Origin of the sequence: Streptomyces sp. NBC_00654 (assembly GCF_026341775.1) — a bacterium.
In the GTDB taxonomy this organism is placed as follows: Bacteria; Actinomycetota; Actinomycetes; order Streptomycetales; family Streptomycetaceae; genus Streptomyces.
This window is the reverse complement of record NZ_JAPEOB010000001.1, coordinates 3,273,689-3,298,245: the sequence shown is the minus strand read 5'-3', so window position 1 is coordinate 3,298,245 and position 24,557 is coordinate 3,273,689. Positions and strand designations below refer to the sequence as shown.

Below are 24,557 nucleotides of genomic sequence, written 5' to 3'. Positions count from 1 at the left end.
GCCGTCCCTCCCCGCTGCCTCATCCGACGCCCCCGACCCCGATCGGCGTGAGTACCCCGACCTTCCAGCCGTCCGCCGTTCTGTCGAGGGTGGCCTCGAAACGTTTGCGCTGGGTTCCCGCCCTGCCGGTGCGCGGGGTGACCTCGATGTCGACGGTCGCGATCAGCCGCGCCGTGCCGGTCCGGTCGTCGAGTGCGGTGAGCGCGGCGTCGGTGACCTCGGCGCGTGCCGTGGTCCCGGACGCGGTCAGCTCGCTCGCGTCCGTCTTCCGGGTCCGTTTCAGCTCCTCGTGCAGCGGACCGGCCGAGGAGTCCAGCCAGGCGCGCAGCCCGGTGTTCACGCTCCCGGCGCTCGTGCCGTCCAGGCTGTTCAGCGTGGCGAGGTGCCGGCGCCCTTCGGAGAGCGCGCTGTCGCGGCTCTTGGCGTACGCGAGGGTGTCGTCGCCGCGCGCCCGCGCGTACGACCAGCCGCCGAGTCCGCAGACGAGTGCGGCGACGAGCAGGACGGCCCAGCCGGTGGCGCCGCGTTTCATTCGTCCCCTCCCAGTCCCAGCAGTCCGGCCATGCCGTCGGCCTGGGGCGTGCTCCGTGCCGTGACGCCCGGCGCTCCGGGCAGCCGGTGGGCCGCGTCCGTGCCCCGGAACACCTGGCCCGCGGTGGCCGGCTCCGGCACGGGGCCGCCCTTGGGGGCGTTCGCGCTGCCCCGTACGTTGATGCCCGTGCCGGGCGACGAGGTGCAGCGGGCCTTGGTGTTGACCGGCGGCGCTGCCGAGGTGTCGAGTCCGTTGCGGTAGACCGTCGCGCCGTATCCGGCGGTGCAGGGCAGTGGTTCGAAGAAGGTGACGGACATCCCGAACCGGGCGCCGTCCTTGTCCACCGCTGTCGCGCCCGCCGCGGCGACGGCGGGCAGCTTCACCAGGAGTTCCTCCAGGCCGCGCTGGCGGGTGACGGCGACCTCGGAGGTGGTGAGGAGGTTGGCGACGACCATGCCGAAGCCCGGGTCGAGGTCGCGCAGCAGTCCGCTGATCTGTCCCGCCGCGTCCGGAGCGGCCGCGATGAGCCGGCGCAGGTCGGCGTCGGACCCCTTGAGTTCGGCGGCCAGTTCCTCGGCGCCGGAGGCGAAGCCCTTCAGTGCCTCGCCCTGTTCCGCCTGGGTGCGCAGCACGGTCTCGCCGTCGGCCATCAGCCTGGTGGTGACGGGCAGCGACCTGTCCGCCGCCTCGATGAACTCGCCGCTGGTGTCCAGCAGCACCTGGAGGTCGTCGCCGCGGCCGCTGAACGCGGTGCCGAACTCGTCGACAACCGTACGCAGGTTCTCCAGGTCGACGGAGGCCGCGAGGTCGTTGACGCCGGTGAGGACGTCGGTGGGCGGCGCGGGGATGGTGGTGTCGGCCTGGTCGATCACCGAACCGTTGCCCAGGAAGGGGCCTTCCCTGCGGGTCGGGCGCAGGTCGACGTACTGCTCGCCGACCGCGGAGAGGTTCGCCACGACGGCCTTGAGGCTGTCGGGAATGCGCGGTGCGTCGTTCTCGATGCGCAGTTCGGCCTCGACACCGTCGTCGGTCAGCTCGATGGGTCCGACCCGGCCGACGGAGACACCCCGGTAGGTGACGTTGGAGTGGGTGTACAGGCCGCCGGTCTGCGGGAGTTGAACCGTGACGGTGTAGTAGCTGCGCAGTCCGACGTAGTGACCGAGGTCGGCGTAGCGCACCCCCAGATAGCCGAGCACGAGGACCGCGATGATGAGGAAGGCGATGTTCTTGAGCCGGATGGCGAGGGTGATCATCGGGTGCTCCCCTGCGAGGTCTCGGGGACTGACGGCAGCGGGAGCGGGAGGGATTCCGTGACCGGTGTCCCGCCCCCGCCCGCGGTGGGCTGCGGGGGCACCGGGTCGCCGGGGGTGAGTGCCGGGATGATCTGGGTGCCGGGCAGTGCCGTCACATCGAGATAGACGTTGAGGTAGTCGCCCTTCACACCGCGCAGCACCTCGTCGGTGAACGGGTAGGTGAGCAGCACCTGGAGGGAGTCGGGCAGATCGTTGCCGGAGTCGGCGAGGGCCTTCAGCGTCGGGGCGAGGGCCTTGAGGTCGGCGATCATGTCGGCCTTGCTCTTGTTGATCGTGTCGACGGCCACGGTGGAGAGCGTGTCGAGGGAGCGCAGCATCGTCAGGAGCGAGCCGCGCTGTCTCTCCAGGACCTTCATACCGGGGCTGAGGTCGGTGAGAACGGTGCCGACGTCCTGTTTGCGGGTGGCGAGGGTGGTGGCCAGCCGGTTGACGCCGTCGAGGGCCTGGGTGATGTCCTCCTTGTGGCCGTCCAGGTTGGTGACGAGGGTGTCGACCCGGTTCAGCATCGAGCGGACCTGTGGTTCCTGTCCGGCGAGCGCCTTGTTCAGCTCGGTCGTGATGGTCTTCAGCTGGTTGACGCCGCCGCCGTTGAGGAGCATGGACAGGGCGCCGAACACCTCCTCGACCTCCGGGTTGCGGTTGGTGCGGACGAGCGGGATGCGGTCGCCGTCGGCGAGGGAGCCCCGGCCCTTCCCGCCCGGCGGAGGTGAGAGCTGGATGAACTTCTCGCCGAGGAGGCTGGACTGTTCCAGGTGCGCGTAGGAGTTCTCGGGGAGTTCGATCTTCCCGTTGACGCGCATGGTGACCTTCGCGGTCCAGCCGTCGGGGCTGAGGGAGATCCTGGTGACGCGGCCGACCGAGACGTCGTTGACCTTGACCGAGGACTGCGGGGCCAGGCTGAGCACGTCCCCGAACTCCGCGGTGATCTCGTAGGGGTGGTCACCGAGGTCGGCGCCGCCGGGCAGCGGCACCTGTTCGATACCGGTGAACACCGGCGCGTCGACGCTGGTCACCACGAGGGCGACACCGACTGCGGCGGCGACCAGTGCGGCGGCCGCACCGACCGTCCGGGGGCCGGGTGCGCGCAGGGCACGGCTCATCGGTTGGCCCCCTTGCTGTCCGGCGCGGTGTCCGGTGCCTCGTCCTTGGCGGGTTTCTTCCCCGGCGTGCCGTAGACGGTGCCGATCTCCGGCAGCGGCAGGGCGGGGAGGGCCTTTCGGCGGGTGGCGTCCACCGGGGCCAGCCCGGTCAGGGAGGGGGTCCCCGGGCGGCTCTCGGGTTCGACGAGCGGCCCTCCCATGGACAGCTCGTTGAGGTTCGTGCGCCCGTTGAGCGTCCGGTTCGCCGGGTCGTAGGCGTTCAGGACGTTGCCCGCGGCGAGGGGCAGGGTGTCCATGGCCTCGGCGAGCGAGGCACGCTGGTCGACCAGGGTCTGGGTGAGCGGCACCAGGGCGTCCACGTTCTCCTTGAGGGATCCGCGGTGCTTCTCGATGAAGCTCTTGACCTGGCCGAGCGCGGTGCCGAGTTCCTTCAGTGCCGCACTGAGGTTCTTCTTGTCGTCGGCGAGGAAGCCGGTGACCGAGTTGAGCTGCTGTTCGGCGGTGCGGACGTTGCTGTCGTTGTCCTTGAGCATGGTGGTGAAGGTCTGGAGGTAGGAGAGCGTGTCGAAGAGGTCGCCGCTGCTCCTGTCCAGGGTCTTGGTGGCCTTGCCGAACTGTTCGATGGAGTCACCGATGGCCTTGCCGTTGCCGTCGAGGTTCTTCGCTCCGGTGTCCAGGAGACCGGCCAGGGCTCCGTCGGCGTTCGCCCCGTCGGGGCCCAGCGCCGTGGAGAGCTCGGTGATCGACTCGTAGAGCTGGTCGACCTCGACGGGCGTGGCGTTGCCCGCGGCGGGCAGTACGGCGTTGTCGGCGAGCCGGGGCCCTCCGTCGTAGGCGGGCGCGAGCTGGATGTAGCGGTCGGCGACAAGGCTGGGGGCGACGACGACCGCGTGCGCGCCCTTCGGGACCGCGATGCCCCGGTCGAGCCGCAGCACGACCTTGACCTCCTCGCCCCGGGGCTTCACGGATTCGACCGTGCCGACCCGTACGCCGAGGATCCGCAGGTCCGATCCGGCGTAGACGCCGGTGGCCTGGTCGAAGTAGGCGGTGACGGTGGTCTTCCCCTCCTCGTCCAGGGCCATCACCCCGGTGGTGGCCGCGACCGCGACGACCGCGAGTCCGGCGCCGATGCCGACGATGCGCGTGAGTCTCATGTCAGCGGCCGCCTTGCTGCTCGGGTGGCATGCATCCGGTCGCCGGGGGTGTGCCGGCGGGCAGGTAGTTCTTCGGGACGACCCCGCAGACGTAGTTGTCGAACCAGCGTCCGCTGCCGAGGGTGTTGCCGACGAGGCGGCTGTACGAACCGGTCATGGCCAGCACCTTGTCGAGGCTCTTGCGGTTCTTGATCAGTACGGCGGTGACCCGGCCGAGCGAGTCCAGGGTCGGCTTGAGCTGCTTGTCGTTGTCCGCGACGAGCCCGGTGAGCTGGGTGCCGAGATTCCTGGTGCCGGTGAGCAGCAGGTGGATGGAGTCGCGGCGCGCCTGGATCTCGCCGAGCAGCAGGTTGCCGTCCTCCAGGAGGGTCTCGAAGCTGCTCTTCTTGTTGGCGAGGGCCCTGGTGAGCTGCTTGCTGCCCTTGAGGAGGGTGGCCAGCTGGGCGTCCCGTTCGGAGACCGTCCTCGACAGCGCGGAGAGGCCGTTCGCCGCGCTGCGCACATCGGGCGGGGAGTCCTTGAACGTGGCGGAGATCGCCTCGAAGCTCTTGGCGAGCTGGACGGTGTCGATCTCCCCGATGGTCTCGCCGAGTCCGTTGAACGCCTGGGTGACGTCGTACGGGGAGGTGGTGCGGCTCGCCCTGATGCGGGAGTCCGGGTCCTGCGGGGCGTTGCCCAGCGGGTCGACGGCGAGGTACTTGTCGCCCAGGAGCGTCTTGATGGCGATGCCCACGGTGGAGGAGTTGCCGATCCAGGCGTCCTTCACCCTGAAGTCGACCTTCACCTTGGCCCCGTCGAGGGAGACCCCGGTGACCTCGCCGACCTTCACGCCGGCGATCCGCACCTCGTCGCCGTCGGCGAGTCCGGCCGACTCGGTGAAGTCGGCGCTGTAGGTGGTGCCGCCGCCGATGAAGGGCAGCGAGTCCGCGCGGTAGGCGGCGAGGCCGATGAGCGCCAGGACGAGGAGTCCGACGATGCTGACGGCGACCGGGTTGCGTTCCCGGATGGGGGTGATTCTCATGCCAGGCACCTCGGTTGGGTGATCGCGATGCCGGTGGGCGGCGCGCTGCCGTCGTCGGTCGTGACCCCGCTGACCTTGGCCTCGCAGAGATAGAGGTTGAGCCAGGAGCCGTAGGAGGTGAGGCGGCTGATCGCCGCCATCTTGGCCGGTGTCTTCTCCAGGAAGTTCTCGATCTTCGGCGTGTTCTTGCCCAACTGGTCGGTGAGCCGCCCCAGTTGCCTGATGTCCTCCTTGAGCGGCTTGCGGCCGTCCTCGAAGAGTCCGGCGGTGACCGTGGTGAGGGCGCCCATCGCCGTCACCGCCTCACCGAGCGGTTTACGGTCGCCGGAGAAGCCCGTGACGAGCTTCTGCAGGGTGACGACGAGGTCGTTGAAGCCCGCTTCCCGGTCGTTGACCGTCTTGAGCACGGTGTTGAGGTTCTCGATCACCTCACCGATCACCTTGTCCTTCGCGGCGACGGTGCTCGTCAGTGATCCGACGTGCTGGAGGATGCTGTCGACGGTGCCGCCCTCGCCCTGGAGCACCTGGACGATCGACCCGGCGAGCTGGTTGACGTCCGGCGGCGACAGCCCCTCGAACAGCGGCTGGAAGCCGTTGAACAGCTGGGTCAGGTCGAGGGCCGGGGTGGTGCGGGCGAGCGGGATCGTGTCCCCGGCGGCGAAGCTGGCCCCGACCGGGCCGGCGCCCTGGTCGAGGTCGACATAGCGCTGACCGACCATGTTGAGGTACTTGATGGAGGCGGTCACCGACGCGGGCAGCTTGCGGCCCTTGCGTACGGCGAAGGTGACCTCGGCGAGCCGCTTGTCGGCGACCTCGATGGACTCCACCTGGCCGACCTTGACCCCGGCGATACGGACGCTGTCCCCTTCGACGAGCCCGGTGGCGTCGGTGAACCTCGCCTTGTACGAAGTGGTGTCCCCGACCCCCGTGTTGGCGATCGAGAGCGCCAGCACGGTGGTGGCGAGGACCGTCACCAGGATGAAGACGATCGATTTCGTGAGCGGTCCCGCGAGGGAGCGGCGATTCACTTGAGCTTCACCTCCGCACCGCGGAAGGCCGGACCGATGAGCACGCTGCTCCAGTCGGGCAGGGTCCGCGGCTGGACTTTCAGTGAGGGAGCGACCAGTTCGTTGACGAGCCGGGACTCCTGCGGCGAGTTGGGCAGGCCGAGGGCGGTGTCCGCGGACCCGCTCGCGCCGGCGCCGGCCGAGGTGCCCGACGCGGCTCGGGCGGGGCGGTCCGCCCGCGCCGTCCGGGCGTCGGCGGTGGGCACGTGCCGGCCGACGTAGGGCACCGAGTAGCAGTGCGGGCCGCCGGTGGCGTTGTAGACGGGGGTGTCCTTGCCCGCCACGTACTTCCCCTTGGAGGGGACCGATTTGACGGTCACATGCAGTCCCGGCTGGTTGGTCCCCTTGCCCAGGGCCTTGTCCATGGCGGGCACGAATCCGGCCACGGTGCGCAGGGTGCAGGGGAAGGAGTCCGCGTACTCGGCGAGGATTTCGAGCGTCGGCCTGCTGGAGGCGGAGAGCCTGATGAGGTTGTCCTTGTTCGCCCGGAGGAAGGTGGTGATGTCCTGCGCGGAGGCGGTGGTGGCCCCGTACAGGTCGGCGAGCCGGGCCTGCTGCTCGGCGATGGTGCCGCTGGTGGTGGTGAAGTCGGTCAGCGCGTCCAGGACATCGGGCGCGGCGTCGCCGTACACCGTGCTCACCTTGACGAGTTCCTTGATGTCGGCGTTGAGCGTGGGGAGTTGGGGGTTGAACTTCTTCAGGTGGGCGTCGAGCGTGACCAGGGTGTCGCCGAGCTTGTCGCCGCGCCCTTCCAGCGCCTGGGAGACGGCGTTGAGAGTGGCGGAGAGCTTCTCCGGCTTCACCGCGGTCAGCAGCGGCAGCACGTTGTCGAGGACCTGCTCCAGTTCGATGGCGTTGCTGGAGCGGTCCTGCGGGATCACCGCTCCGGCGCGCAGCGTCCTGGTGGAGGGGACCGGCGGGGGCACGAGTGCCACGAACCGTTCCCCGAAGAGGGTGGTGGGCAGCATCTGGGCCGTGACATCGGCGGGGATCTGCCCGAGCTTGCCAGGGTCGATGTCCAGCGTGAGACGGGCTCCGTCGTCCTCGGCGGCGATGTCGCGCACCTGGCCGATGACGACTCCGCGCAGCTTCACGTCGGCGTTGTCGTGCATCTCGTTGCCGACGGATCCGGTGCGTACGGTCACGGTGGCGTTGTCGGTGAAGTCCTTCTCGTACACCGAGACCGACACCCACACCAGGACGACGGGCGTGAGCAGGAAAGCGACTCCGGCGAGCCTGCGGCAGACCGTCCGTGTGCTCCGGGGAATCATCAGCCGGCCACCTTCACGGTCGTCGTGGCGCCCCAGATGGCGAGCGAGAGGAAGAAGTCGGTGACGCTGATCAGCACGATCGCGTTCCGCACCGACCGCCCGACGGCCACCCCCACCCCGGCGGGACCGCCGGTGGCGTGGAAGCCGTAGTAGCAGTGGGCGAGGATCACCAGGACGCTGAAGATCAGCACCTTGAGCACCGACAGGAGCACGTCGTCCGGGGAGAGGAAGAGATCGAAGTAGTGGTCGTACGTTCCCGCGGACTGGCCGTTGAAGAGGATCGTGATGTAGCGGGAGGCGACGTACGAGGAGAGCAGCCCGATCGCGTACAGCGGGATGATCGCGACGACTCCGGCGATGATCCGCGTCGTGACGAGATACGGCATCGACCGCACACCCATCGCTTCCAGCGCGTCGACCTCTTCGTTGATCCGCATCGCCCCGAGCTGGGCGGTGAAGCCCGCGCCGACGGTGGCGGAGAGGGCGAGACCGGCGACGAGCGGGGCGATCTCACGGGTGTTGAAGTAGGCGGAGATGAAGCCGGTGAAGGCGGAGGTGCCGATCTGGTTGAGTGCCGCGTACCCCTGGAGGCCGACGACCGTACCCGTGAAGAGGGTCATCGCGATCATCACGCCGATGGTGCCGCCGATGACCCCGAGTCCGCCGCTGCCGAAGGCCACTTCGGCCAGCAGACGTTGCACTTCCCTGAGGTAGCGGCGCAGGGTGCGCGGAATCCAGACCAGCGCCCGTACGTAGAAGGTGAGCTGGTCGCCCGATCTGTCGAGCCAGCTGAGCATCGGCATCGGTCAGCTCCCCTTCGCGGGGACGATCTGGAGGTAGATCGCCGTGAGGACCATGTTCACGAAGAACAGGAGCATGAAGGTGATGACGACGGACTGGTTGACCGCGTCACCGACCCCCTTGGGGCCGCCCCGGGGGTTCAGTCCGCGGTAGGCGGCCACGATCCCCGCGATGAAGCCGAAGATCAGCGCCTTGAACTCGCTGATGTACAGGTCGGGCAGCTGGGCCAGGGCGGAGAAGCTGGCCAGATAGGCGCCCGGGGTGCCGCCCTGCATGATCACGTTGAAGAAGTAGCCGCCGAGGGTGCCGACGACGGAGATCAGCCCGTTGAGCAGGACGGCGACGAGCATGGTCGCCAGGACCCGCGGGACGACCAGGCGCTGGATGGGCGAGACGCCCATGACCTCCATCGCGTCGAGCTCCTCGCGGATCTTCCGGGAGCCCAGGTCCGCGCAGATGGCCGATCCGGCCGCTCCGGAGATCAGCAGCGCCACGATGATCGGGCTGGCCTGCTGGATGACGGCCAGCACGCTGGCGCCGCCGGTGAACGACTGCGCCCCCAACTGCTGGGTGAGCGAGCCGACCTGGAGGGCGATGACCGCGCCGAACGGGATGGAGACGAGTGCGGCGGGCAGGATCGTGACGCTGGCGACGAACCAGAACTGCTCAATGAACTCCCGCAGTTGGAAGGGCCTGCGGAAGATGGCCCGGCCCACCGCGAGGCCGAGCGCGAAGAGCTTCCCGGTCTCCCGCAGCGGGGCGAGCAGCCGGGTCGGAGCCTTGTTCCCCGACGTCTCGTTCCGGGGAGCCGGGTGCGCGGAATCCCCGGTCGTGGGCGGCTCGGGGGGCCGCACCGGCATGGGGGCCGTCACGGGCGCGCACCCCCCGCGGCAGGCGTGTAGCTCTGCATGATGGCCGTACGGGCGGCCTCCGGCAGCTGGCCCATCATCGACATGACGCGCTCGCGGCGGCGCAGCGCACCCTGGCGTACGGGCATGCCGGGAGAGGGTTCCAGCTGCGGTACGACGGTGCGCGGCCCGGTGTCGTAACCGGCGCCGCCGTCCCGCTGCTCGGCCGCGAGGGTGGCGGCGTCCTTCTCCTCGGACATCCCGATGGGGCCTTCCCGGCGTCCGGCGAGGAACTGGGAGACGACCGGGGTGTCGCTGGTGAGCAGCACCTCGCGCGGTCCGAAGGTGACGAGATTGCGGCAGAACAGCATGCCCATGTTGTCGGGGACGGTCGCCGCGATGTCGAGGTTGTGGGTGACGATGAGCATCGTCGCGTCGATCTGCGCGTTGAGGTCGATGAGGAGCTGGGAGAGGAACGCGGTACGGACCGGGTCGAGTCCGGAGTCCGGCTCGTCGCAGAGGATGATCTGCGGGTCCAGTACGAGGGCGCGGGCGAGGCCGGCGCGCTTGCGCATGCCGCCGGATATCTCGCCCGGGAGCTTCCCCTCGGCGCCGAGAAGTCCGACGATGTCGATCCGCTCCATGACGATGCGGCGGATCTCGGATTCCTTCTTGCGGGTGTGTTCACGCAGCGGGAAGGCGATGTTGTCGAAGAGCGACATCGAACCGAAGAGGGCGCCGTCCTGGAACATGAGCCCGAACAGCTTCCGGGTCTCCATGATTTCGCGCTCGGGGCTGTTCACCATGTCGACGCCGTTGATGAGGACGCTTCCCTGCTCGGGCTTGAGCAGTCCGATGATGGATTTCAGGAAGACCGTCTTTCCGGTGCCGGAGGGGCCGAGCATCACGCTCACCTCACCGGCCGGCAGCGTGAGACTGACGTCCTGCCAGATGTTCTGTTTGCCGAAGGACTTCGTCAGGCCCTCGACGACTACTTCGATTCCCATCGGACCTCCTTCGAAGTGGTCGTGAACGTAGTCATCTGTCTGCGCTCCGGCTCTGAGAAATCCAATGGCGGCTCGTCACTCGTGCACCAGGAGGCGCACGCTATGTCCGTCGAAACCGCCAGGACAAGCCGTTGAACAGCGGAAATCGACGAACGATGTGCCGGAAGTGGATCACTTGTCATTCGATGACAAATCCGCCCCCTGCTTTTGTCGCGATGTGCGCAAGTGCTCCGGCGGCCGAGCCGGGCCCTGGCCTGCGGAGTCGGCGCGCGGGGCGCCCGAACCGGTCTCCCGCGTACACCGAACGAGCAGGTGCCGAGGGGTCCGGGTCACTCATTGGGGACGCTACGGCCGAGTAACCTGGCTACGCAATACCGGATACGAAAATTTCTGCGAGGCGATTGAGCGGGCACGATGAGTTGTCGGCATATGAGCAATCGGCGCGCGAAACCTGTGAGAAAGTGAGGAATCATCGCGGAGTCCGAAAGCAACACGGGCCGGCGCCTTCCCGCCGTCACGATGGTTCCATCTGGTCCTCAGGGCTGTCCCGTAACCCCTCCGCCACGCCGATGAGCCCTTCCGGCGAGGCTTCGCCGGAAGGGCTCATCAATGGGTCACGCAAGGATCTCGGGAAGGTCAGCGCTCCGGCTTCGGAACCTTCGGGGGGCAGTCGGGACCATCCGGGTTCGTGGAGACGCACAGGGGTGCCTGGGTCATCTTGATGTAGTTCCCGCCTCCTGAAATGGAGGCCGTGAGCAGCGGATCCAGGTCTTCTCCGACACCGCATCCCTCGAAGGCCGGAATATAGGTGTTTCCGTCCATGGTGCCGCCGTACTGAACGGTGTACCCGGCGCGCGGATAGGTCGTCCCGAATGCCCTGAGCGTCTGCTCGATCGGCTTGGAGGCCCGGCAGTTCGGCCCCACGTCGAGGGACACACCGTTGACCTTGACGTCCTTGACGCGCAGCTCGAACTTGGCGGTGATGGTGGTGTATTCGGGGTATCTCGGATCGACGATGAGGTCGTTGATGGTGAGGGAGTCGATGCCGGCCGTCGGGCCGACCTGGCTCAGGATCATCGTCGCCGTGGTCGGCATGAAGCCGAACGAGAGGAACGTGCCCCGCGACGGCGGCAGCTGCCGCTTGCCCTCGTGCTCGAACTCCGCGCCGCTCAGCACCCGTACGGTCTTCATGCACGGGTCGTTGGTGTACTTCATCATCATGGTCACGTTCGTGCGGGCGGGCCCCAGCAGCGCCGCGCCGTTCAGCTTCTTGACGTTGGTGAACCCCGTCACGAACGCCTCGGAAGGGGTGGGGAGTTCCATCGAGAAGGGGCACGGCTCGACATCGCCCTCGCCCTCCTCCTGCTTCCTGTCGGCCTCCCGCCGCGCGTCGTCCAGCTTCTCGCGTTGGCCGGGTGGGAGCGCGTCGTCGCGGTCGGGGTCCGCCGGCGGCCGCCCGGCGGGTTCCTCCGCCGGCGTGCCGCTGATGGGCAGCGTGGCGAGGACGGTGTCCGCTCCCGCGACCGGGCGACAGGTCACCTCGATGCCGCCCGGTGCGGCGGGTGAGCCGTCCGCCTTGAGCGGGCTCAGCGTGAGCGTCAGGTCCGAGGCCGTCAGCGTGGCCTCGCCCGGAGATCCGAACGTGGCCGTCGGGACCGGCCCGGCCGCCTCCAGTCTGACGCTTTCGCGCCCGGTGATGTCCTGTGCGGGAGCCGCCAGACCGGACCAGTCGGCCTTGGCCGAGTCCGTCCCGGCGGTGTACTGGACCGCGAGCTGGGCGAGGGCGGAGACCGCGGTCGCCTCCAGTTGCTCCAGGTCGCCGAGCACTCCCCTCGGCAGGTCGAGGCCGACCGTCACATCACGGGCGGCCACGGGGTCGCCCACCTTGCCGCTCGCCGGGTACCCGGCCGCGACGACAGCGGTGACCGCGCGGCTGCCGGAGGGGAACTGACAGTCGTAGTCGACGGCGGTCTCGGACCGCTGCCCGTCGGCCGCCGACTGGGCACCCGGCAGAAAGGTGGCGGCGACGACCAGGAGACCGCCCGCGGTCATCCGCGCCGTGCGGCGGGGGGCCCAGCGTGCATTGGCTGCCATGCGACTCTGCCTTCCGGACTCGATTGTGTGACTGCCCCGGGAGCGGGCGTCCGTACGCGTGTGCACCGGGACGCCTGAACGCGCGGCCGTCCGGATCGAGGAAATGTGCTGCGCCGTACGGGAATTGACCAGGCGCACACAGCTGACAGCCTCTACCGGTGGGTACGGTACGCGGCGCCCGAGATGCTTGGGAAGCGCTTCACGCCCTGCTCTTCCCGGGTGGCGCGAGAACAGGAAGCGAGTGACAAGAATCGCGGAGCGCCTTGTCAGTTCGTGAGTATTTCCGGCGCCCTCGCCGACGGGCCCGGCCCGGCCGCAGGATCTGCGGCCGGGCCGGAGCACTCGGGTGATGCGACAGGACCCGAGCGGTCACCGTGTGCGGATCAGCTGTAGGTGATGACCGGCGAGCCACCGGCGGCGGACACCACGTTGTAGGTGCCCTTGAAGGTCGCCGTCGCGCCCACGATGCCGCAGCCGCCTCCGACCTTGCTGCCGATGGTCAGCACACGGGGGCTGGTGGCCGCCGGAGCCACGGCCAGCGTGCCGTTGGAGCCTCCGGCGCTCGGGTTGTTGTAGACCCCGTCCACCGTGCCGGTCACCTTGAAGGTGCACGGGCCGAGGACGCTGGAGCCGGTGACCGTGGCACTGATGCCGCCGACCCAGCCGGTGGTCTTTCCGGTGCCGTTGGTGCCGGAGCCCGCGGTGTACCCGCCCGGGGTGTTGCCGTTGATGGTCCACGGTGTGGCGGCCGTGACGGTCCACGTGCTGCCGAACGGGCCGGTGCACGGCGCGTTGAACGAGGCGGAGGTGATGTTGGCCAGGACCGGCCCGGCGACGGACGAGGAGGGCACGTTGCCGTTGGCGGAGGCGGTCGCGCACTGGATCACGTTGCCGACGTTGTCCGTCAGGGTCGTCACACCGGCCGTGCCGGTGAAGTTCCCGGTCGGCGTGATGTTCCAGGCGGCGCTGGGGCCGGCGATCGCGGACGGGGTGGCCAGGGCGACCGCGGCAGCGGCGGCACCGACGGCGGTGATGATTCGCGTCTTCTTGAGCATGGAACTTCTCCTGTCCCGTTGGGGAATTGGTCCGTCAGGGTTGCGTCGCCGAAATGACACAGCTCTGTCCGGCACGGTTTTCTGGGGGAAGTACTCCCGTTCACGGACGAACGGGCTGCAGCTGAGCGTGAACCAATCGATTACCTTGTGAGGCGGCTCTCCCGGGCTGCATTCGCGCCAGGCGTTCCGATGTGGTTCCCGCAATGAAGCCGGTCCATGTGATGACTCAAATGACTACTGACCGGTACTTTACTGCGCCAATTCGGAGTTGAGAAGAGGTTGAACGGAAACCCTGTTCTGCTTTCCGCATTTCCGAGGGCGCCACCGGCGGAACTCCGGCTACTGCTGTGCCGAATGCCAGAACCGTGAGAGCTCCTTGCCCTCGTTCGGCGCGAGGCTCGCCGGGGTGTAGGGGCTGGCGAAATACGTCGAAGTGCTGTTGAGGGTCACGCTGTTCTTCCCCGACGCCGAGGGGAGCCCGGTCTTGAGGTTCACCGCCCAGTCCAGGAGCCCGGCCCCGCAGCCGCTGGCACCCGGGACGGCGAACGTGGAATCCCCCTGGTCGGCGCCGTCGAAGGTGTACCGGCCCATCTCGCCGGCGTCGTCGCGGGGCCCGTTCGCCGCGAACCGCTGGAGCGAGAGCGCGGGCTGGGTCAGGTTCTGCGGCTTGAGCAGCACCGGGTCGGCCGTGGTGCCGATGTAGCACTTGTCACCGAGGAACGGGTTCTTCAGGTGAATGCGGACCGGGATGGTGAGAATGGGCTGACCGGTGGAGAACGCCGCGGTCATCTGGAAGTCCCGGGGCGCGCCGGCCGGTTCGATGGTCGCCGTCACCCGGTTGAGGTCATTGTCCGTCAGCTGTCGGCAGATTCCCGAGATCACGGGAATTCCGTTCGGGCACATCAGCCCGAGCAGGCCTCCCGGAATTTCGGCAGAATCGGCGACGAGCGCCCCTTCGGGCGGTGCGACCAGTGAGGTGGTGCCGTCGCTGTGCTGGATCACACCGAGCTGCAGATCGCTGTTGCCGGTCGGCACCACGGACTTGCCGAGCGTGATCGATCCGGTGGCGGAACTCGACGAGATGCAGGTCGCGACATCGGTGATGCCGTCCGCGGCCAGCATGGCGGGCGCATCCACCGGGCAGCGGTCGAACGGTGCCCAGTCGCCGTTGAGCTGTGTGGCGGCGGTGGCCGAGCCGGTGGAAAGCAGAGCGGTGAACGCCGTGAATGCGGCAAGCATCCCCACACGGGTTCTGGTGGAAACGGGTCTCATGTCGTCCCCTCTTGTCGGCCGCCACAACAGCGGCCTCGTGCACGAAGTTGTTCGGTGGCAACGTCTGCCGCGCCGAGGACGGCGATCGCCGACGGTGACCTGTCAGTGGTGCCCCGGGTGGACCGAAGGCGGGAGCTCCGAGCGTCAAATTTCGGGCAGATTTCACGTCCGAATTGACCGAGGCGTGATGTTACTCGCGGGAAACAGGGCGACACAATCCGTCCGTCTAAGATCTTTTTCGCCGCCCGGATTTTGATCCGGAAATGAGTATCGTCGCAGGCGCCTTTTATCAAGGGATGCGCAACCGGGTGCGTCCACGGAGGCGGAACGGGGCGCTCCGGCCGACGGAACCCGCTCCTCGCACACACGGCCCGGACCCGGGCGGCCGGACCCGGGAGCCCGGACGCGTACCGCCTGGCCTGCGCACCGGCCATCGCCCCCGGCGGACCGGGGCGGGGCACCGGCGAGAACCGGCCCGCGCACGTACCCCATGGTGAGCCCCCTCCCCGCCGGGCACCCGGAGCGACGGCCACACCCCCGCCGGCGCCCCGCACCTCCGCGCCGGCGGCCCTTCGCGGAGAGCGAGATGGGTTTGTTGTCACCATCCGAGCACGCGGCCGAAATTCATTGTCCGAAAGCGAGTATTACCTCCCCACCTGCACGGAAGACCCACAACGCGCCGACGATGTGTGCCCCTTGCACTCCGATCTTGTCCAAGTGGTGGGCACCGTCTCTGACTTGGTCTATCTTCATCGCGGACTTGGTACGCACCTGTCGGTTCGTGGGAGCGCTTCCCCCCACCGCCTCACCCCACCACCGGGCGCCGAGAGCAAGGGGAATACGTCATGCCACATCTCATACAGCCGTTGGACACCGAAGACCCGCTGGGGCCCCTCCCCCAGGAATTCGCCGCGATGATGCGGCCCGAACTGCCCAGCCTCATCAAGGAAATCGGCATAGAAGTCACCCGGGCGTATCCGGAATACGCCCGCCTGCTCGACGGCCCGAACGGGCTGGCCATCCGGGTGGGTGTGGAACAGAGCCTCTCGTCCTTCGTCGATCTGGTGGCGGAGCCCTCCGCCTCCACCACGCTCCGCGACGACATGTGCCGTCGTTTCGGAAGGTTCGAGGCCTACGAGGGAAGGAGTATGGACTCCCTGCAGGGGGCTTATCGCCTGGGCGCCCGGGTCGCGCTGCGACGGGCGAAGAAAGTCGGCCGGAGCTATCACCTCTCCCCCACCCTCATGCTGAGTTTCGCCGACGCCCTCTTCACCTATGTCGACGAACTGGAAGCTCTTTCCCGCGAGGGGTTCCTGGAGGTGCAGTCGCAGTCCGGCGAGCAGGGTGAGGCCATGCGCCGCCGCCTCCTCCATCTGATCCTCGCCGGACGCCCCGTACCCCGCAGCGCCATCGCCGATCTGTGCGAGCAGACCGGCTGGGTGCTGCCCGAGCAGGTGACCCTGGTCGCCGTGCGCGCCCCCGCGGGCCTGGAGCGGCTCTGCGCGGACCGCGACATCCTGGCCGATCTCAGCGATCCGCAGCCGCACTTACTGATCCCGGGGCCGGTGGACGAGGCGCGAAGATCGATGCTGGCGCAGGCCCTGCCCACCGCCCACGCCGCGATCGGGCTGACCGTCCCCACGGCCCTGGCCTCGGACTCGATCCGCTGGGCCCGCAGAGTGCTCGAACTCGTCGACGCGGGCGTGATCGACGACACGCCGTTCGTCCGGTGCGAGGACCATCTGATCACCCTGTGGCTGCTGTCCGACCCGTCCCTCCTCGACCAGCTCGCCCAGCGGGAGCTGGCCCCGGTCGCCAAGATCAGCGCCAACCGCCGCGAGCGGCTGATCGAGACCCTGAGGATCTGGCTCGACACCCGTGGCACCGCGGCCCAGATGGGCGAGCTGCTCGATGTGCATCCGCAGACGGTCCGCTACCGCATGCGCAATCTGGAGACCATCTTCGGCGAACAACTGGTCGATCCGGAGGCCCGGTTCTCCACCGAGGCGGTACTGCGCGCCCTGTCGCTCCGGGCCCGCAGCGACACCAAGCGCTCCTGAGCACATGCATACGCGAGGGCGGCAAGTCAACTTACCCACGCGTAAGGGGAAATAGACGGTCAGTCCCAAACGGTTGCGACACGGAGACGTATCCAACGAGAAACCCGGAACCGCGTCCCGTACACATGGAGGAGCCGGCCGCCCACCAGGCGGCCGCGTTCACGTACCGCCTCCTGGCCAACCATCCGAGAGGGAACCACCCATGACCGCCTCGCACCTGCTCGTCCCCGTGCCGATCCCGGACCGGGTCGCCGCGCTGATCGGGTCCTGTATCCCGCCGCACATCCTCCAGGCGGAGTTCGACGCCGACTGCGCGGCCCGTGAGGTCCGCCGCTTCCGCGGGCCGCGCCTCGGCATCGAGGACCAGGCCGACCGCGAGCAGGCCCTCGCCGAACTGGCCCGCGCCAACAAGGTGCTCGCCGCCCACCACCCCCGCCTGGCGGTGCGCCCCGGATCCGGCTTCGCGTAGCGGCGTGGGCGCCGGGGGCCGCCGGCGAAGGGCGGGAGAACGCCGGGCGGGGACGACGCATACGATGCGTCCGGCACCCGCGGCGCGGAGGCCGGGACGCTCCGGGGGCGTGAACGTGCCGCGCCGCCGAGGCCATGGGTCATCCATCGGTCCACACACCCCCTGGGGGAACGCCATGCCCGCCGGTCCGCGGACTTCCGTCCTGCTTGTCACCGATCTCGCCTACGCGGCGCGCGGGCGCCGATACTGCGACGAGGACATCTTCCTGGGCGCCCGGCTGCGCGAGGAGTTCGATGTCGCGCTGTGCCACCCGCTGGACGCCGCGGCGCTGTTGACGGGTTTCGACACGGTCCTCATACGCAACAGCGGCCCGGTGCTGCACTACCCGGAGGCGTACGGCGCGTTCCGCGCGCGGGCGCGGGAGCTGGGGAGCCGGGTCTACAACCCGCTCGGGGGGCGTGGGGACATGGCGGGCAAGCAGTATCTCGTCGAGCTGAGCCGCGCGGGCTATCCGGTGATCCCGACGGTGGACCGGGCGGCGGATCTGGGGCTGCTGCCGGAGTCGGCCGAATACGTGGTGAAGCCGAAGCTGGGGGCGGACTCGGTGGGGCTGCGGTTCGTGCGGGAGCCGGAGCTGCCGGCGGGCGCCGACGGGACGCTGCTGGTCCAGCCGCGGATCGGCTTCCGCCACGAGGTGTCCTTCTGCTTCGTCGACCACGACTTCCAGTACGCGTTGTACGCCCCGGACCCGGAGCGCCGATGGGTGCTGGAGCCGTATGCGCCGAGCGCGGCGGATCTGGAGTTCGCCCGGCGGTTCATCGCGTGGAACAGCCTCGCGTACGGCATCCAGCGGGTCGACGCCTGCCGTACGGCGGAGGGTGAACTGCTGCTCGTCGAGCTGGAGGACCTCAATCCCTATCTCTCGCTCGACCGGGTGGCGGAGCCGGTCCGCGAGGCGTTCGTGGCCCGGCTGAAGAGGTCGCTCCGGGAGCTTCCCGCCTGACCCGTCCGGCGGCGGCCCGCATGCGGCGGGTGCGGGCCGGTGTGAGGGTGCAAGCGTGACCACTGCCAGCGAGACCGCCCCCGCCGCGCAGAGTGCCGCCGCGCCGCCCGTGCTCGACCCGCGCCGCCGCAACATCGTCTTCGCGACGATCGTGCTCGGGATGCTGCTGGCGGCGCTGGACCAGACGATCGTGGGAACGGCCCTGCCCACGATCGTCTCGGACCTCGGGGGCGCCGCCCATATGTCCTGGGTGGTCACGGCGTATCTGCTCGCCGAGACGGTGGCGACGGTGCTGGTCGGGAAGTTCGGCGACCTGTTCGGGCGGAAGCTGGTGTTCCAGGTCTCGGCGGTCATCTTCATCACCGGTTCGTTCCTGTGCGGCCTCGCGCCGAACATGCTGCTGCTGATCATCTGGCGGGGCATGCAGGGCATCGGCGCGGGCGGGCTCATGGTCACGTCGATGGCGCTGATCGCCGATGTGATCCCGCTGCGGGACCGCGGCAAGTACCAGGGCGCGATCGGGGCGGTCTTCGGCATCTCCACCGTCATCGGGCCGCTGCTGGGCGGCCTGTTCACCGACCATCTGACCTGGCGCTGGGCGTTCTACGTCAATGTGCCGATCGCGATCGTGGTGGTCATCGCGGCCGCCCGCAACATTCCCTCGGTGAAGGCGGCCGGGCGGCCGGTGATCGACTACCTGGGCATCGCGCTGGTCGCGCTGGGTGCGAGCGCCCTGATCCTGGCGACGAGCTGGGGCGGCAACGAGTACGCCTGGGGCTCGCCGGTCATCATCTCCCTGTTCATCGGCGGGCTCGTCGCCCTGGCGCTGTTCTGCGTGGTGGAGACCCGCGCCGAGGAGCCGATGCTGCCGATGCGGCTGTTCCGCAATCCGGTCTTCACGGTCTGCTCGATCCTCAGCTTCATCGTGGGTTTCGCGATGCTCGGCGCGATGATCTTCCTGCCGACATACCTCCAGTACGTGGACGGGGACTCGGCCACGGTGTCGGGGGTGCGCACGCTGCCGATGGTCATCGGTCTGCTGATCGCGTCGATCTTCAGCGGCAACGTGGTGAGCAAGACCGGTCAGTACCGGCTGTTCCCCATCGTCGGCTCAGCGGTCATGGCGGTCGGGCTGTACCTTCTCTCCCGGATGGGGCCGGAGAGCGGTGTGTGGCGGGAATCGTTCTACATGCTGGTGCTGGGGCTCGGCATCGGGCTGTCCATGCAGGTGCTGACGATCGCCGTGCAGAACACCGTCGACTACGCGGACCTGGGCACGGCCACGTCGGGCGTGACCTTCTTCCGGACGCTCGGCAGTTCCTTCGGCACGGCGGTGTTCGGCACGATCTACGCCAACGCGCTCAAGCCCAATCTGGCCGAGGGGGTGGCCGGGGCGGCACGGGCGGGCGGCGATCCCGCCGAGCTGGTCAAGGCCTCGCAGAACCCGCAGGCCCTGCACGGCCTGCCCGGCGCGCAGTCGGCGCCGCTGGCGCAGGCGTACGCGGACACGCTGCACACGGTCTTCCTGTGGACGGTTCCGGTGGCCCTGATCGGGTTTGTCGTGGCCCTGTTCCTGAAGCAGGTGAAACTGCGGGACTCGGCACGGGCCGGGTCGACGGACATGGGTGAGGGATTCGCCCAGCCCGGTGCCGGGGACTCCGCGAGGCTGCTCGAATTCGCCGTGGCCGGGATCCTGCACGGCGCGGGCCCGGACACGGCACGGCGGATCGTCGCGGAGTCCGACACCCGGCTCGACATGGCGGGGGCCTGGGCGGTGATGCAGGTCGACCTGTTCACCCGGATGGTCGGCCATGCGGGCCTCGGCCTGATCGCGGCCCGGCACCGGATTCCGCCCGAGGTGCTGGTGCCGGTCTTCGACCGGATGATCGAGGAGGGCTATCTGACCGGGGACGGCCGGCTGTTCACCCACACGGCGGCGGGCCGGCGCGAGGCCGCGACGATCTCCGGCGCCTGGGCCCAGTGGCTGAACGCCAGGCTGGCCGAGGACGGTGCCCGGCCCGACGACCGTCAGCTGCGGGCCGCCGTCGATGTGATCGCCAAGCGGCTGCTGGCGGAGGACCTGGCACAGGAGCTGTCCCCGGCCGCCCGGCCGGGCGGCTCGACGCGGGCAGGCGCTCCGGCCTGAGGTCAGACGTGTTCCCAGGACCGCGGCCGGGTCTGGGCCTCCCACTCCTCGCGGAGCAGCGACAGGAGCGCGGAGTCGTAGCGCCGTCCCCGGTGCAGACAGGCGGAGCGCCGGACGCCCTCCTGGACGAAGCCCGCGGCGGCGAGGACGGCGAGCGCGGCGTCGTTGTCGGTGTGGGTGACCGCCTCGACGCGCTGCATCGGAAGTTCGCCGAAGGCCAGGTCGGTCAGGGCGGCCAGGGCGTCGACGGCGTGCCCCCGGCCCCGGTGTTCGGGGGCCAGCAGCAGGTACGCGGCCGCGGTGCCGTCCGCGATGTCCTCGTCGAAGAGCGCGACATGGCCCGCCGGGGTGCCGTCCGGGAGGAGGACGAGGAAGTCGTCGCGGCTCCGGTCGTCGGTCCAGCGTTCGATGCGCTCGCGGAGCTCGTGCAGCGAACCCGGCCAGATGCCGATCTCATGGGCGGCGACCGGGTCGGCGCGCCAGTGCTGGACCAGCTCGGCGTCGTCGGGCTCGATCGGGGTGAGGGAGACGGTGCGGCCTCGCCAGGGGCGTGTGCGTACGGTCTCCGGCTGCTCGGCATCCTCGCTCATGTGCGGATCGTACGGCCGGGCGGGCGCGCCGGGAACCGGTTTTCAGTCGACGAAGACGGCCGTCGCGTAGACCCAGGCGCCCTGGTGGCGGACGAACCGGCTGTGCTCGTGGAGGGAGTCGGCCCGCCCGTGGTCCATGTAGTGGGCGCGGAAGGTGACGGTCCCGGTGGTGTGGAACGCGCTGCCCTCCGTGGTGTCCAGGATCTCCAGGCGTACCCAGCGCATCCCGGGGTCGAACTCGACGGCGGGCGGGCGGGTGTCGGGATGCCAGGTGCGCAGCAGATACGCGGCGTCCTGGACGACGAAGGCCGTGTACCGGGAACGCATCAGGGCCTCGCAGGTCCGCGCGGCGGCGCTGCCGCTGTGCAGACGGCCGCAGCAGTCCCCGTAGGTGGCGGGCAGGCCGCAGGGGCACGGCGAGCCGGCGGTGACCTTCGGGGTCTGTGCCCCGGCGGCGGGCCGCCGGGGTCGGGAGGTGCGTCGTGACATGGGTCCATTGTGACCGGTGACGGCGCCCCCGGGCGGGCCGGGGCCGGGCGGCACGACAGCTGCCGGGCCGGGGGGAGGGATCAGGGCCCTCGGGCAACGGGTCAGGGCTTGCGGGCGACTCCCGCGTAGCCGGGGATCGGCTCGTCACCCGGGACGTCGATGACCTCGCCGAGTTCCGGGTGCCAGTCGGCGGAGAGCGAGACACCCGGCTCCACGAGGTCGAGCCCGTCGAAGAAGGCGGTGAGTTCGGCGCGCGTACGCGGGCGCAGCGTCATCCCGCGCGCCTTGTACATGGCACGTGCCTGCGCCGCGCCCTCCGGGTTGAAGTCACCGGTGGTGTGCGAGAGGACGAGGTAGCTGCCGGAGGGAAGCTGGTCCACGAGGCGGTCGACGAGTTCGCGCGCACCGTCCTCGTCGTCCAGGAAGTGCAGCAGCGCGAGCATGGACAGCGCGACCGGCCTGCCGAAGTCGAGGACCTTGCCCGCCTCGGCCAGGATCGTCCCGGGCTCGCGTGCGTCGGCCTGGATGTACTCGGTCGCGCCCTGCGGGGTGGAGCGGAGCAGGGCCGCCGCGTGCGCGAGCACGATCGGGTCGTTGTCGCAGTAGACGATGCGCGCGTCGGGGGCCGCCCGCTGGGCGATCTGGTGGAGGTTGGGTTCGGTCGGTATGCCGGTGCCGATGTCCAGGAACTGGCGCACCCCGTTCTCGGCGAGCCAGCGGGTGGCCCGGTGCATGAACGCCCGGTTGACGCGTGCCATGTCACGGCCCCGGGCGTCCACGGAGAGCAGTTGCCGGGCCATCTGTTCGTCGACCGGATAGTTGTCCTTGCCACCGAGAAACCAGTCGTACATCCGCGCGGGATGCGGCTTGCTGGTGTCGATCTCGATGGACTGGGGGTCCTTCCCGGTCATGGCACGCTCCGTAAGTATTAGTCCGTACGCCGACGATCACAGAGAGCAAAGCGGTGTGGGGGCGAGGATATGTGCCGACGCGTCAGGTGAGAAGGAAATCCGCCTGCCCCGCCTTGGCCCCCTGGATGAACGCGGCGATCTCACCGTTGGAGTAGATCAGCGCCGGACCGTCGGGATCCGCGGACTGGCGTACCGCGACCCTGCCGTCGGCCAGCTTCATGGCCTCGATGCAATTGCCTCCGTTGCCTCCGCTCCACGGCTTGTACCAGCCCTCGGAGCCGAGTTCGGCGGCCGGCATGCCGTTGTAGATGTGGTTCATCACAGCTCCTTGCGGAAGTCCCGGAGGAGTTCCTTCGTGCGTTGTGCAGTGGCGGCCTGAGCCGCCATGCGGTCCATGACTTCGAGGTAGGAGGCCACCTCGGGGCGCGCGTCGAAGTAGACGGCGCCGGTCAGGTACTCGCTGTAGACCATGTCGGGCAGTTCGGGCACGGCGAACCGGAAGAGTACGAAGGGTCCGTAGGTACCCGGGTGATGACCGGTCGCGAACTCCGCGATCTGAAGCGTGACATGGGGCATCTCGGTCGCTTCGAGCAGTTTGTCGATCTGCCCGCGCATCGCTTCGACGCTGCCGACCGGGCGGCGCAGGACGGTCTCGTCCATGATCACCCAGACCTTCGGCGCATCGCCCTTGGCCAGCAGTGCCTGCCGTTCCATCCGCAGCGCCACATGGCGCTCGATGTCCTCGGGTCTGGTCTGGCCGACGGCGCCGGTACGCATCACGGAGCGCGCGTAGTCCTCGGTCTGGAGCAGCCCGGGGACGAAGTGCGGCTCGTACATGCGCAGCAGGCTCGCGGCGCCCTCCAGGCTGACGTACATGCTGAACCAGTCGGGCAGCACGTCGTGGAAGCGCTGCCACCAGCCCGGCTTGTTGGCCTCCTCGGCCAGCTCGACGAAGGCCTCGGTCTCGTCGTCGGCGATCCCGTACGCCTTCAGCAGCATCTGGACATAAGGGATCTTCAGCCCGACCTCGGCGGTCTCCATCCTGCGTATCGTCGCGGGGGCGACCCGGAGCACCTTCGCGGCCTGGTCACGGTTCAGGCCGACGCGCTCCCGCAGATCCTGCAGGCGCTTGCCCAGAACGACCTGTCCCACGGTCGGGGCGGACCGCGGTTCGCTCACTTCAGACCTCCCCATGCACTGTTTGGCAGCAGTGTGCCATGTGCGCGCCACCAAGGACACAGCCACTCTGAAATTTTCAGAGTGCCCCTTGCCAAGTGTTCATGTCAGGGGGAGAGTTGGTGAGTGAACCAGTTCGCGTAGTCATGCCCGCCCTTTTTCACAAGGGAACAAAGCGTGACGCAGCCCCCACTGTGAGGAATCGGTCGTGGCACCTGGCAGTGCGCTCATCCCCCGGCTCATGGACCTCAGCCCCGGGACGGAAGCGCTCCGTTACTGCTTCGCGCTGCCTGCGCAACCGGAGTCGGTGGCCGGTGCGCGGAAGCTGACCCGGGCCCGGCTCGACGCCTGGAAGCTCGACGGCGACACCTACGACGCCGCGATCCTCATCGTCTCGGAGCTGGTCACCAACGCGGTCGTGCACACCGCGAGCGCACGTGTGGTGTGCGAGCTGAGATGCCTCGGCAGGCGGCTGCGCATAGCCGTACAGGACCAGGGTCACCAGCCGGGCGGCCCGCGACTGCGCCGGGCGGCCGACGACGAGCACGGACGCGGCCTGCTGCTCGTCGACGCGATGAGCAGCGCCTGGGGGTCCCACGACGCGGGGGACGCCTCCGGCCGCATCGTGTGGGCCGAACTGCCGCACGGCACGGAGCAGCCATGCTGAGAAACGCCATGTCCCGTCTGCGCGCGGCGCAGCGCTCCCACGACCAGCGGGAGGCCCACGGGGGCCGGGTGCGACTGCCGCTGCCGCCCTCGCTGTCGGCCAGCCTCGGCTGCGACGCCGTGGGGGTGCCCGCGCGGTACGGATTCCGGCTGATGTCGCATCTGCCGCGCACGGGATGTGTGTTCGCGGACGCCGAGCGATGGTGGTGGATCGTTCCGGCAGGCTCGGACCTCGATCTGGACTGGCCGGAACAGATCTCCTACGAAACCGGGGCATACGTACCGGCGGCGCGGACCCGGCTGATCCATGCCCCCGACAGCCTCACGCCGTACACCCCGCCCATTCCGCTTTTCCTGATGGTGTGCCAGGTGACCGGGGTGACCCCGTCCTGGGCCGCCGCCGGGCGCCCGAGCGTGGTCTCCGCGCCCTGACGGCGTCCCGGGCGCGGCACCCCCGCGGGGCCGCGCCCGGAGACGGTCGGGCACCCCCGTCACGCTGCGTTGTCAGTGGT

Annotated in this window: 24 protein-coding genes; 6 read left to right on the top strand and 18 right to left on the bottom strand. The window is 69.3% G+C overall.

Going from position 1 to position 24,557, the window contains the following annotated elements; genetic code table 11:
* Positions 1-19 precede the first annotated feature (19 nt).
* From OHA98_RS14090 to OHA98_RS14030, 13 genes are all read right to left on the bottom strand, one after another.
* A complete protein-coding gene (locus OHA98_RS14090) occupies positions 20-532 on the bottom strand; it encodes a hypothetical protein (RefSeq protein WP_266925750.1) in 513 nt (170 codons plus the stop codon).
* Positions 529-1,785 carry an MCE family protein gene (locus OHA98_RS14085; protein ID WP_266925748.1) on the bottom strand — a complete coding sequence of 419 codons (1,257 nt, stop codon included), beginning with the start codon at positions 1,783-1,785 and terminating at the stop codon, positions 529-531. Before OHA98_RS14085 ends, OHA98_RS14090 begins: the two co-directional genes overlap by 4 nt.
* Positions 1,782-2,945 (bottom strand): MCE family protein, encoded by a 1,164-nt coding sequence (locus tag OHA98_RS14080; RefSeq protein WP_266925746.1) that lies wholly within the window; start codon positions 2,943-2,945, stop codon positions 1,782-1,784. Before OHA98_RS14080 ends, OHA98_RS14085 begins: the two co-directional genes overlap by 4 nt.
* Positions 2,942-4,099, bottom strand: a complete 1,158-nt coding sequence (locus OHA98_RS14075) for an MCE family protein (protein ID WP_266925744.1) — start codon at positions 4,097-4,099, stop codon at positions 2,942-2,944. Before OHA98_RS14075 ends, OHA98_RS14080 begins: the two co-directional genes overlap by 4 nt.
* Before the next feature lies 1 nt (position 4,100).
* The gene (locus OHA98_RS14070; protein WP_266925742.1) at positions 4,101-5,120 is read right to left on the bottom strand and encodes an MCE family protein; all 1,020 of its coding nucleotides are present in this window, start codon (positions 5,118-5,120) and stop codon (positions 4,101-4,103) included.
* Positions 5,117-6,148, bottom strand: coding sequence for an MCE family protein (locus OHA98_RS14065; RefSeq protein ID WP_266925740.1), 1,032 nt, complete (start codon positions 6,146-6,148; stop codon positions 5,117-5,119). The genes OHA98_RS14070 and OHA98_RS14065 overlap by 4 nt, the downstream gene beginning before the upstream one ends.
* Positions 6,145-7,458 (bottom strand): MCE family protein, encoded by a 1,314-nt coding sequence (locus tag OHA98_RS14060; RefSeq protein ID WP_266925738.1) that lies wholly within the window; start codon positions 7,456-7,458, stop codon positions 6,145-6,147. Before OHA98_RS14060 ends, OHA98_RS14065 begins: the two co-directional genes overlap by 4 nt.
* Complete coding sequence (locus tag OHA98_RS14055; protein WP_266925736.1) at positions 7,458-8,261, bottom strand: ABC transporter permease; 804 nt, start codon at positions 8,259-8,261, stop codon at positions 7,458-7,460. Before OHA98_RS14055 ends, OHA98_RS14060 begins: the two co-directional genes overlap by 1 nt.
* A gap of 3 nt (positions 8,262-8,264) precedes the next feature.
* On the bottom strand, positions 8,265-9,131 hold the full coding sequence (locus OHA98_RS14050; protein ID WP_266925734.1) for an ABC transporter permease: 867 nt from the start codon (positions 9,129-9,131) through the stop codon (positions 8,265-8,267).
* Complete coding sequence (locus OHA98_RS14045; protein ID WP_266925732.1) at positions 9,128-10,114, bottom strand: ABC transporter ATP-binding protein; 987 nt, start codon at positions 10,112-10,114, stop codon at positions 9,128-9,130. Before OHA98_RS14045 ends, OHA98_RS14050 begins: the two co-directional genes overlap by 4 nt.
* A gap of 636 nt (positions 10,115-10,750) precedes the next feature.
* Positions 10,751-12,208: a DUF6801 domain-containing protein gene (locus tag OHA98_RS14040; RefSeq protein ID WP_266925730.1), complete on the bottom strand. Its 1,458-nt coding sequence runs from the start codon at positions 12,206-12,208 to the stop codon at positions 10,751-10,753.
* A gap of 383 nt (positions 12,209-12,591) precedes the next feature.
* Complete coding sequence (locus OHA98_RS14035; RefSeq protein ID WP_266925728.1) at positions 12,592-13,263, bottom strand: hypothetical protein; 672 nt, start codon at positions 13,261-13,263, stop codon at positions 12,592-12,594.
* A 339-nt stretch (positions 13,264-13,602) separates the two neighbouring features.
* Entirely contained in the window at positions 13,603-14,535 is a 933-nt protein-coding gene (locus tag OHA98_RS14030; RefSeq protein WP_266925726.1) for a hypothetical protein, read from the bottom strand.
* 845 nt (positions 14,536-15,380) lie between these two features.
* Here OHA98_RS14030 and OHA98_RS14025 point away from each other — a divergent pair.
* From OHA98_RS14025 to OHA98_RS14010, 4 genes are all read left to right on the top strand, one after another.
* The gene (locus tag OHA98_RS14025; RefSeq protein ID WP_266925724.1) at positions 15,381-16,595 is read left to right on the top strand and encodes a helix-turn-helix domain-containing protein; all 1,215 of its coding nucleotides are present in this window, start codon (positions 15,381-15,383) and stop codon (positions 16,593-16,595) included.
* A gap of 202 nt (positions 16,596-16,797) precedes the next feature.
* Positions 16,798-17,064, top strand: a complete 267-nt coding sequence (locus tag OHA98_RS14020) for a hypothetical protein (RefSeq protein ID WP_266925722.1) — start codon at positions 16,798-16,800, stop codon at positions 17,062-17,064.
* 175 nt (positions 17,065-17,239) lie between these two features.
* On the top strand, positions 17,240-18,067 hold the full coding sequence (locus tag OHA98_RS14015; protein ID WP_266925721.1) for a hypothetical protein: 828 nt from the start codon (positions 17,240-17,242) through the stop codon (positions 18,065-18,067).
* A gap of 55 nt (positions 18,068-18,122) precedes the next feature.
* Complete coding sequence (locus tag OHA98_RS14010) at positions 18,123-20,213, top strand: MDR family MFS transporter (RefSeq protein ID WP_266925719.1); 2,091 nt, start codon at positions 18,123-18,125, stop codon at positions 20,211-20,213.
* A 2-nt stretch (positions 20,214-20,215) separates the two neighbouring features.
* Here OHA98_RS14010 and OHA98_RS14005 read toward each other — a convergent pair whose 3' ends face one another.
* From OHA98_RS14005 to OHA98_RS13985, 5 genes are all read right to left on the bottom strand, one after another.
* On the bottom strand, positions 20,216-20,803 hold the full coding sequence (locus tag OHA98_RS14005) for a GNAT family N-acetyltransferase (RefSeq protein ID WP_266925718.1): 588 nt from the start codon (positions 20,801-20,803) through the stop codon (positions 20,216-20,218).
* Positions 20,804-20,845: 42 nt separating this feature from the next.
* Positions 20,846-21,292, bottom strand: a complete 447-nt coding sequence (locus tag OHA98_RS14000) for a YchJ family protein (protein ID WP_266925716.1) — start codon at positions 21,290-21,292, stop codon at positions 20,846-20,848.
* A gap of 101 nt (positions 21,293-21,393) precedes the next feature.
* Positions 21,394-22,203 carry an SAM-dependent methyltransferase gene (locus OHA98_RS13995; RefSeq protein WP_266925715.1) on the bottom strand — a complete coding sequence of 270 codons (810 nt, stop codon included), beginning with the start codon at positions 22,201-22,203 and terminating at the stop codon, positions 21,394-21,396.
* An 82-nt stretch (positions 22,204-22,285) separates the two neighbouring features.
* The gene (locus OHA98_RS13990; protein ID WP_266925713.1) at positions 22,286-22,522 is read right to left on the bottom strand and encodes a DUF397 domain-containing protein; all 237 of its coding nucleotides are present in this window, start codon (positions 22,520-22,522) and stop codon (positions 22,286-22,288) included.
* Positions 22,522-23,382, bottom strand: coding sequence for a helix-turn-helix transcriptional regulator (locus OHA98_RS13985; RefSeq protein ID WP_266925711.1), 861 nt, complete (start codon positions 23,380-23,382; stop codon positions 22,522-22,524). Before OHA98_RS13985 ends, OHA98_RS13990 begins: the two co-directional genes overlap by 1 nt.
* A 205-nt stretch (positions 23,383-23,587) precedes the next feature.
* Here OHA98_RS13985 and OHA98_RS13980 point away from each other — a divergent pair, with 205 nt between their 5' ends.
* The gene (locus tag OHA98_RS13980) at positions 23,588-24,046 is read left to right on the top strand and encodes an anti-sigma regulatory factor (RefSeq protein ID WP_266925709.1); all 459 of its coding nucleotides are present in this window, start codon (positions 23,588-23,590) and stop codon (positions 24,044-24,046) included.
* Positions 24,040-24,477 carry a hypothetical protein gene (locus OHA98_RS13975; protein ID WP_266925708.1) on the top strand — a complete coding sequence of 146 codons (438 nt, stop codon included), beginning with the start codon at positions 24,040-24,042 and terminating at the stop codon, positions 24,475-24,477. The genes OHA98_RS13980 and OHA98_RS13975 overlap by 7 nt, the downstream gene beginning before the upstream one ends.
* The last annotated feature ends 80 nt before the right edge of the window (positions 24,478-24,557 follow it).

Excerpts from the sequence above, each read along its gene's own strand:
- OHA98_RS14090 (WP_266925750.1), bottom strand. The coding sequence starts at position 532 with ATGAAACGCGGCGCCACCGGCTGGGCCGTCCTGCTCGTCGCCGCACTC.
- OHA98_RS14085 (WP_266925748.1), bottom strand. The coding sequence starts at position 1,785 with ATGATCACCCTCGCCATCCGGCTCAAGAACATCGCCTTCCTCATCATC.
- OHA98_RS14080 (WP_266925746.1), bottom strand. The coding sequence starts at position 2,945 with ATGAGCCGTGCCCTGCGCGCACCCGGCCCCCGGACGGTCGGTGCGGCC.
- OHA98_RS14075 (WP_266925744.1), bottom strand. The coding sequence starts at position 4,099 with ATGAGACTCACGCGCATCGTCGGCATCGGCGCCGGACTCGCGGTCGTC.
- OHA98_RS14070 (WP_266925742.1), bottom strand. The coding sequence starts at position 5,120 with ATGAGAATCACCCCCATCCGGGAACGCAACCCGGTCGCCGTCAGCATC.
- OHA98_RS14060 (WP_266925738.1), bottom strand. The coding sequence starts at position 7,458 with ATGATTCCCCGGAGCACACGGACGGTCTGCCGCAGGCTCGCCGGAGTC.
- OHA98_RS14055 (WP_266925736.1), bottom strand. The coding sequence starts at position 8,261 with ATGCCGATGCTCAGCTGGCTCGACAGATCGGGCGACCAGCTCACCTTC.
- OHA98_RS14045 (WP_266925732.1), bottom strand. The coding sequence starts at position 10,114 with ATGGGAATCGAAGTAGTCGTCGAGGGCCTGACGAAGTCCTTCGGCAAA.
- OHA98_RS14040 (WP_266925730.1), bottom strand. The coding sequence starts at position 12,208 with ATGGCAGCCAATGCACGCTGGGCCCCCCGCCGCACGGCGCGGATGACC.
- OHA98_RS14035 (WP_266925728.1), bottom strand. The coding sequence starts at position 13,263 with ATGCTCAAGAAGACGCGAATCATCACCGCCGTCGGTGCCGCCGCTGCC.
- OHA98_RS14030 (WP_266925726.1), bottom strand. The coding sequence starts at position 14,535 with ATGAGACCCGTTTCCACCAGAACCCGTGTGGGGATGCTTGCCGCATTC.
- OHA98_RS14025 (WP_266925724.1), top strand. The coding sequence starts at position 15,381 with ATGCCACATCTCATACAGCCGTTGGACACCGAAGACCCGCTGGGGCCC.
- OHA98_RS14020 (WP_266925722.1), top strand. The coding sequence starts at position 16,798 with ATGACCGCCTCGCACCTGCTCGTCCCCGTGCCGATCCCGGACCGGGTC.
- OHA98_RS14015 (WP_266925721.1), top strand. The coding sequence starts at position 17,240 with ATGCCCGCCGGTCCGCGGACTTCCGTCCTGCTTGTCACCGATCTCGCC.
- OHA98_RS14005 (WP_266925718.1), bottom strand. The coding sequence starts at position 20,803 with ATGAGCGAGGATGCCGAGCAGCCGGAGACCGTACGCACACGCCCCTGG.
- OHA98_RS14000 (WP_266925716.1), bottom strand. The coding sequence starts at position 21,292 with ATGTCACGACGCACCTCCCGACCCCGGCGGCCCGCCGCCGGGGCACAG.
- OHA98_RS13995 (WP_266925715.1), bottom strand. The coding sequence starts at position 22,203 with ATGACCGGGAAGGACCCCCAGTCCATCGAGATCGACACCAGCAAGCCG.
- OHA98_RS13990 (WP_266925713.1), bottom strand. The coding sequence starts at position 22,522 with ATGAACCACATCTACAACGGCATGCCGGCCGCCGAACTCGGCTCCGAG.
- OHA98_RS13975 (WP_266925708.1), top strand. The coding sequence starts at position 24,040 with ATGCTGAGAAACGCCATGTCCCGTCTGCGCGCGGCGCAGCGCTCCCAC.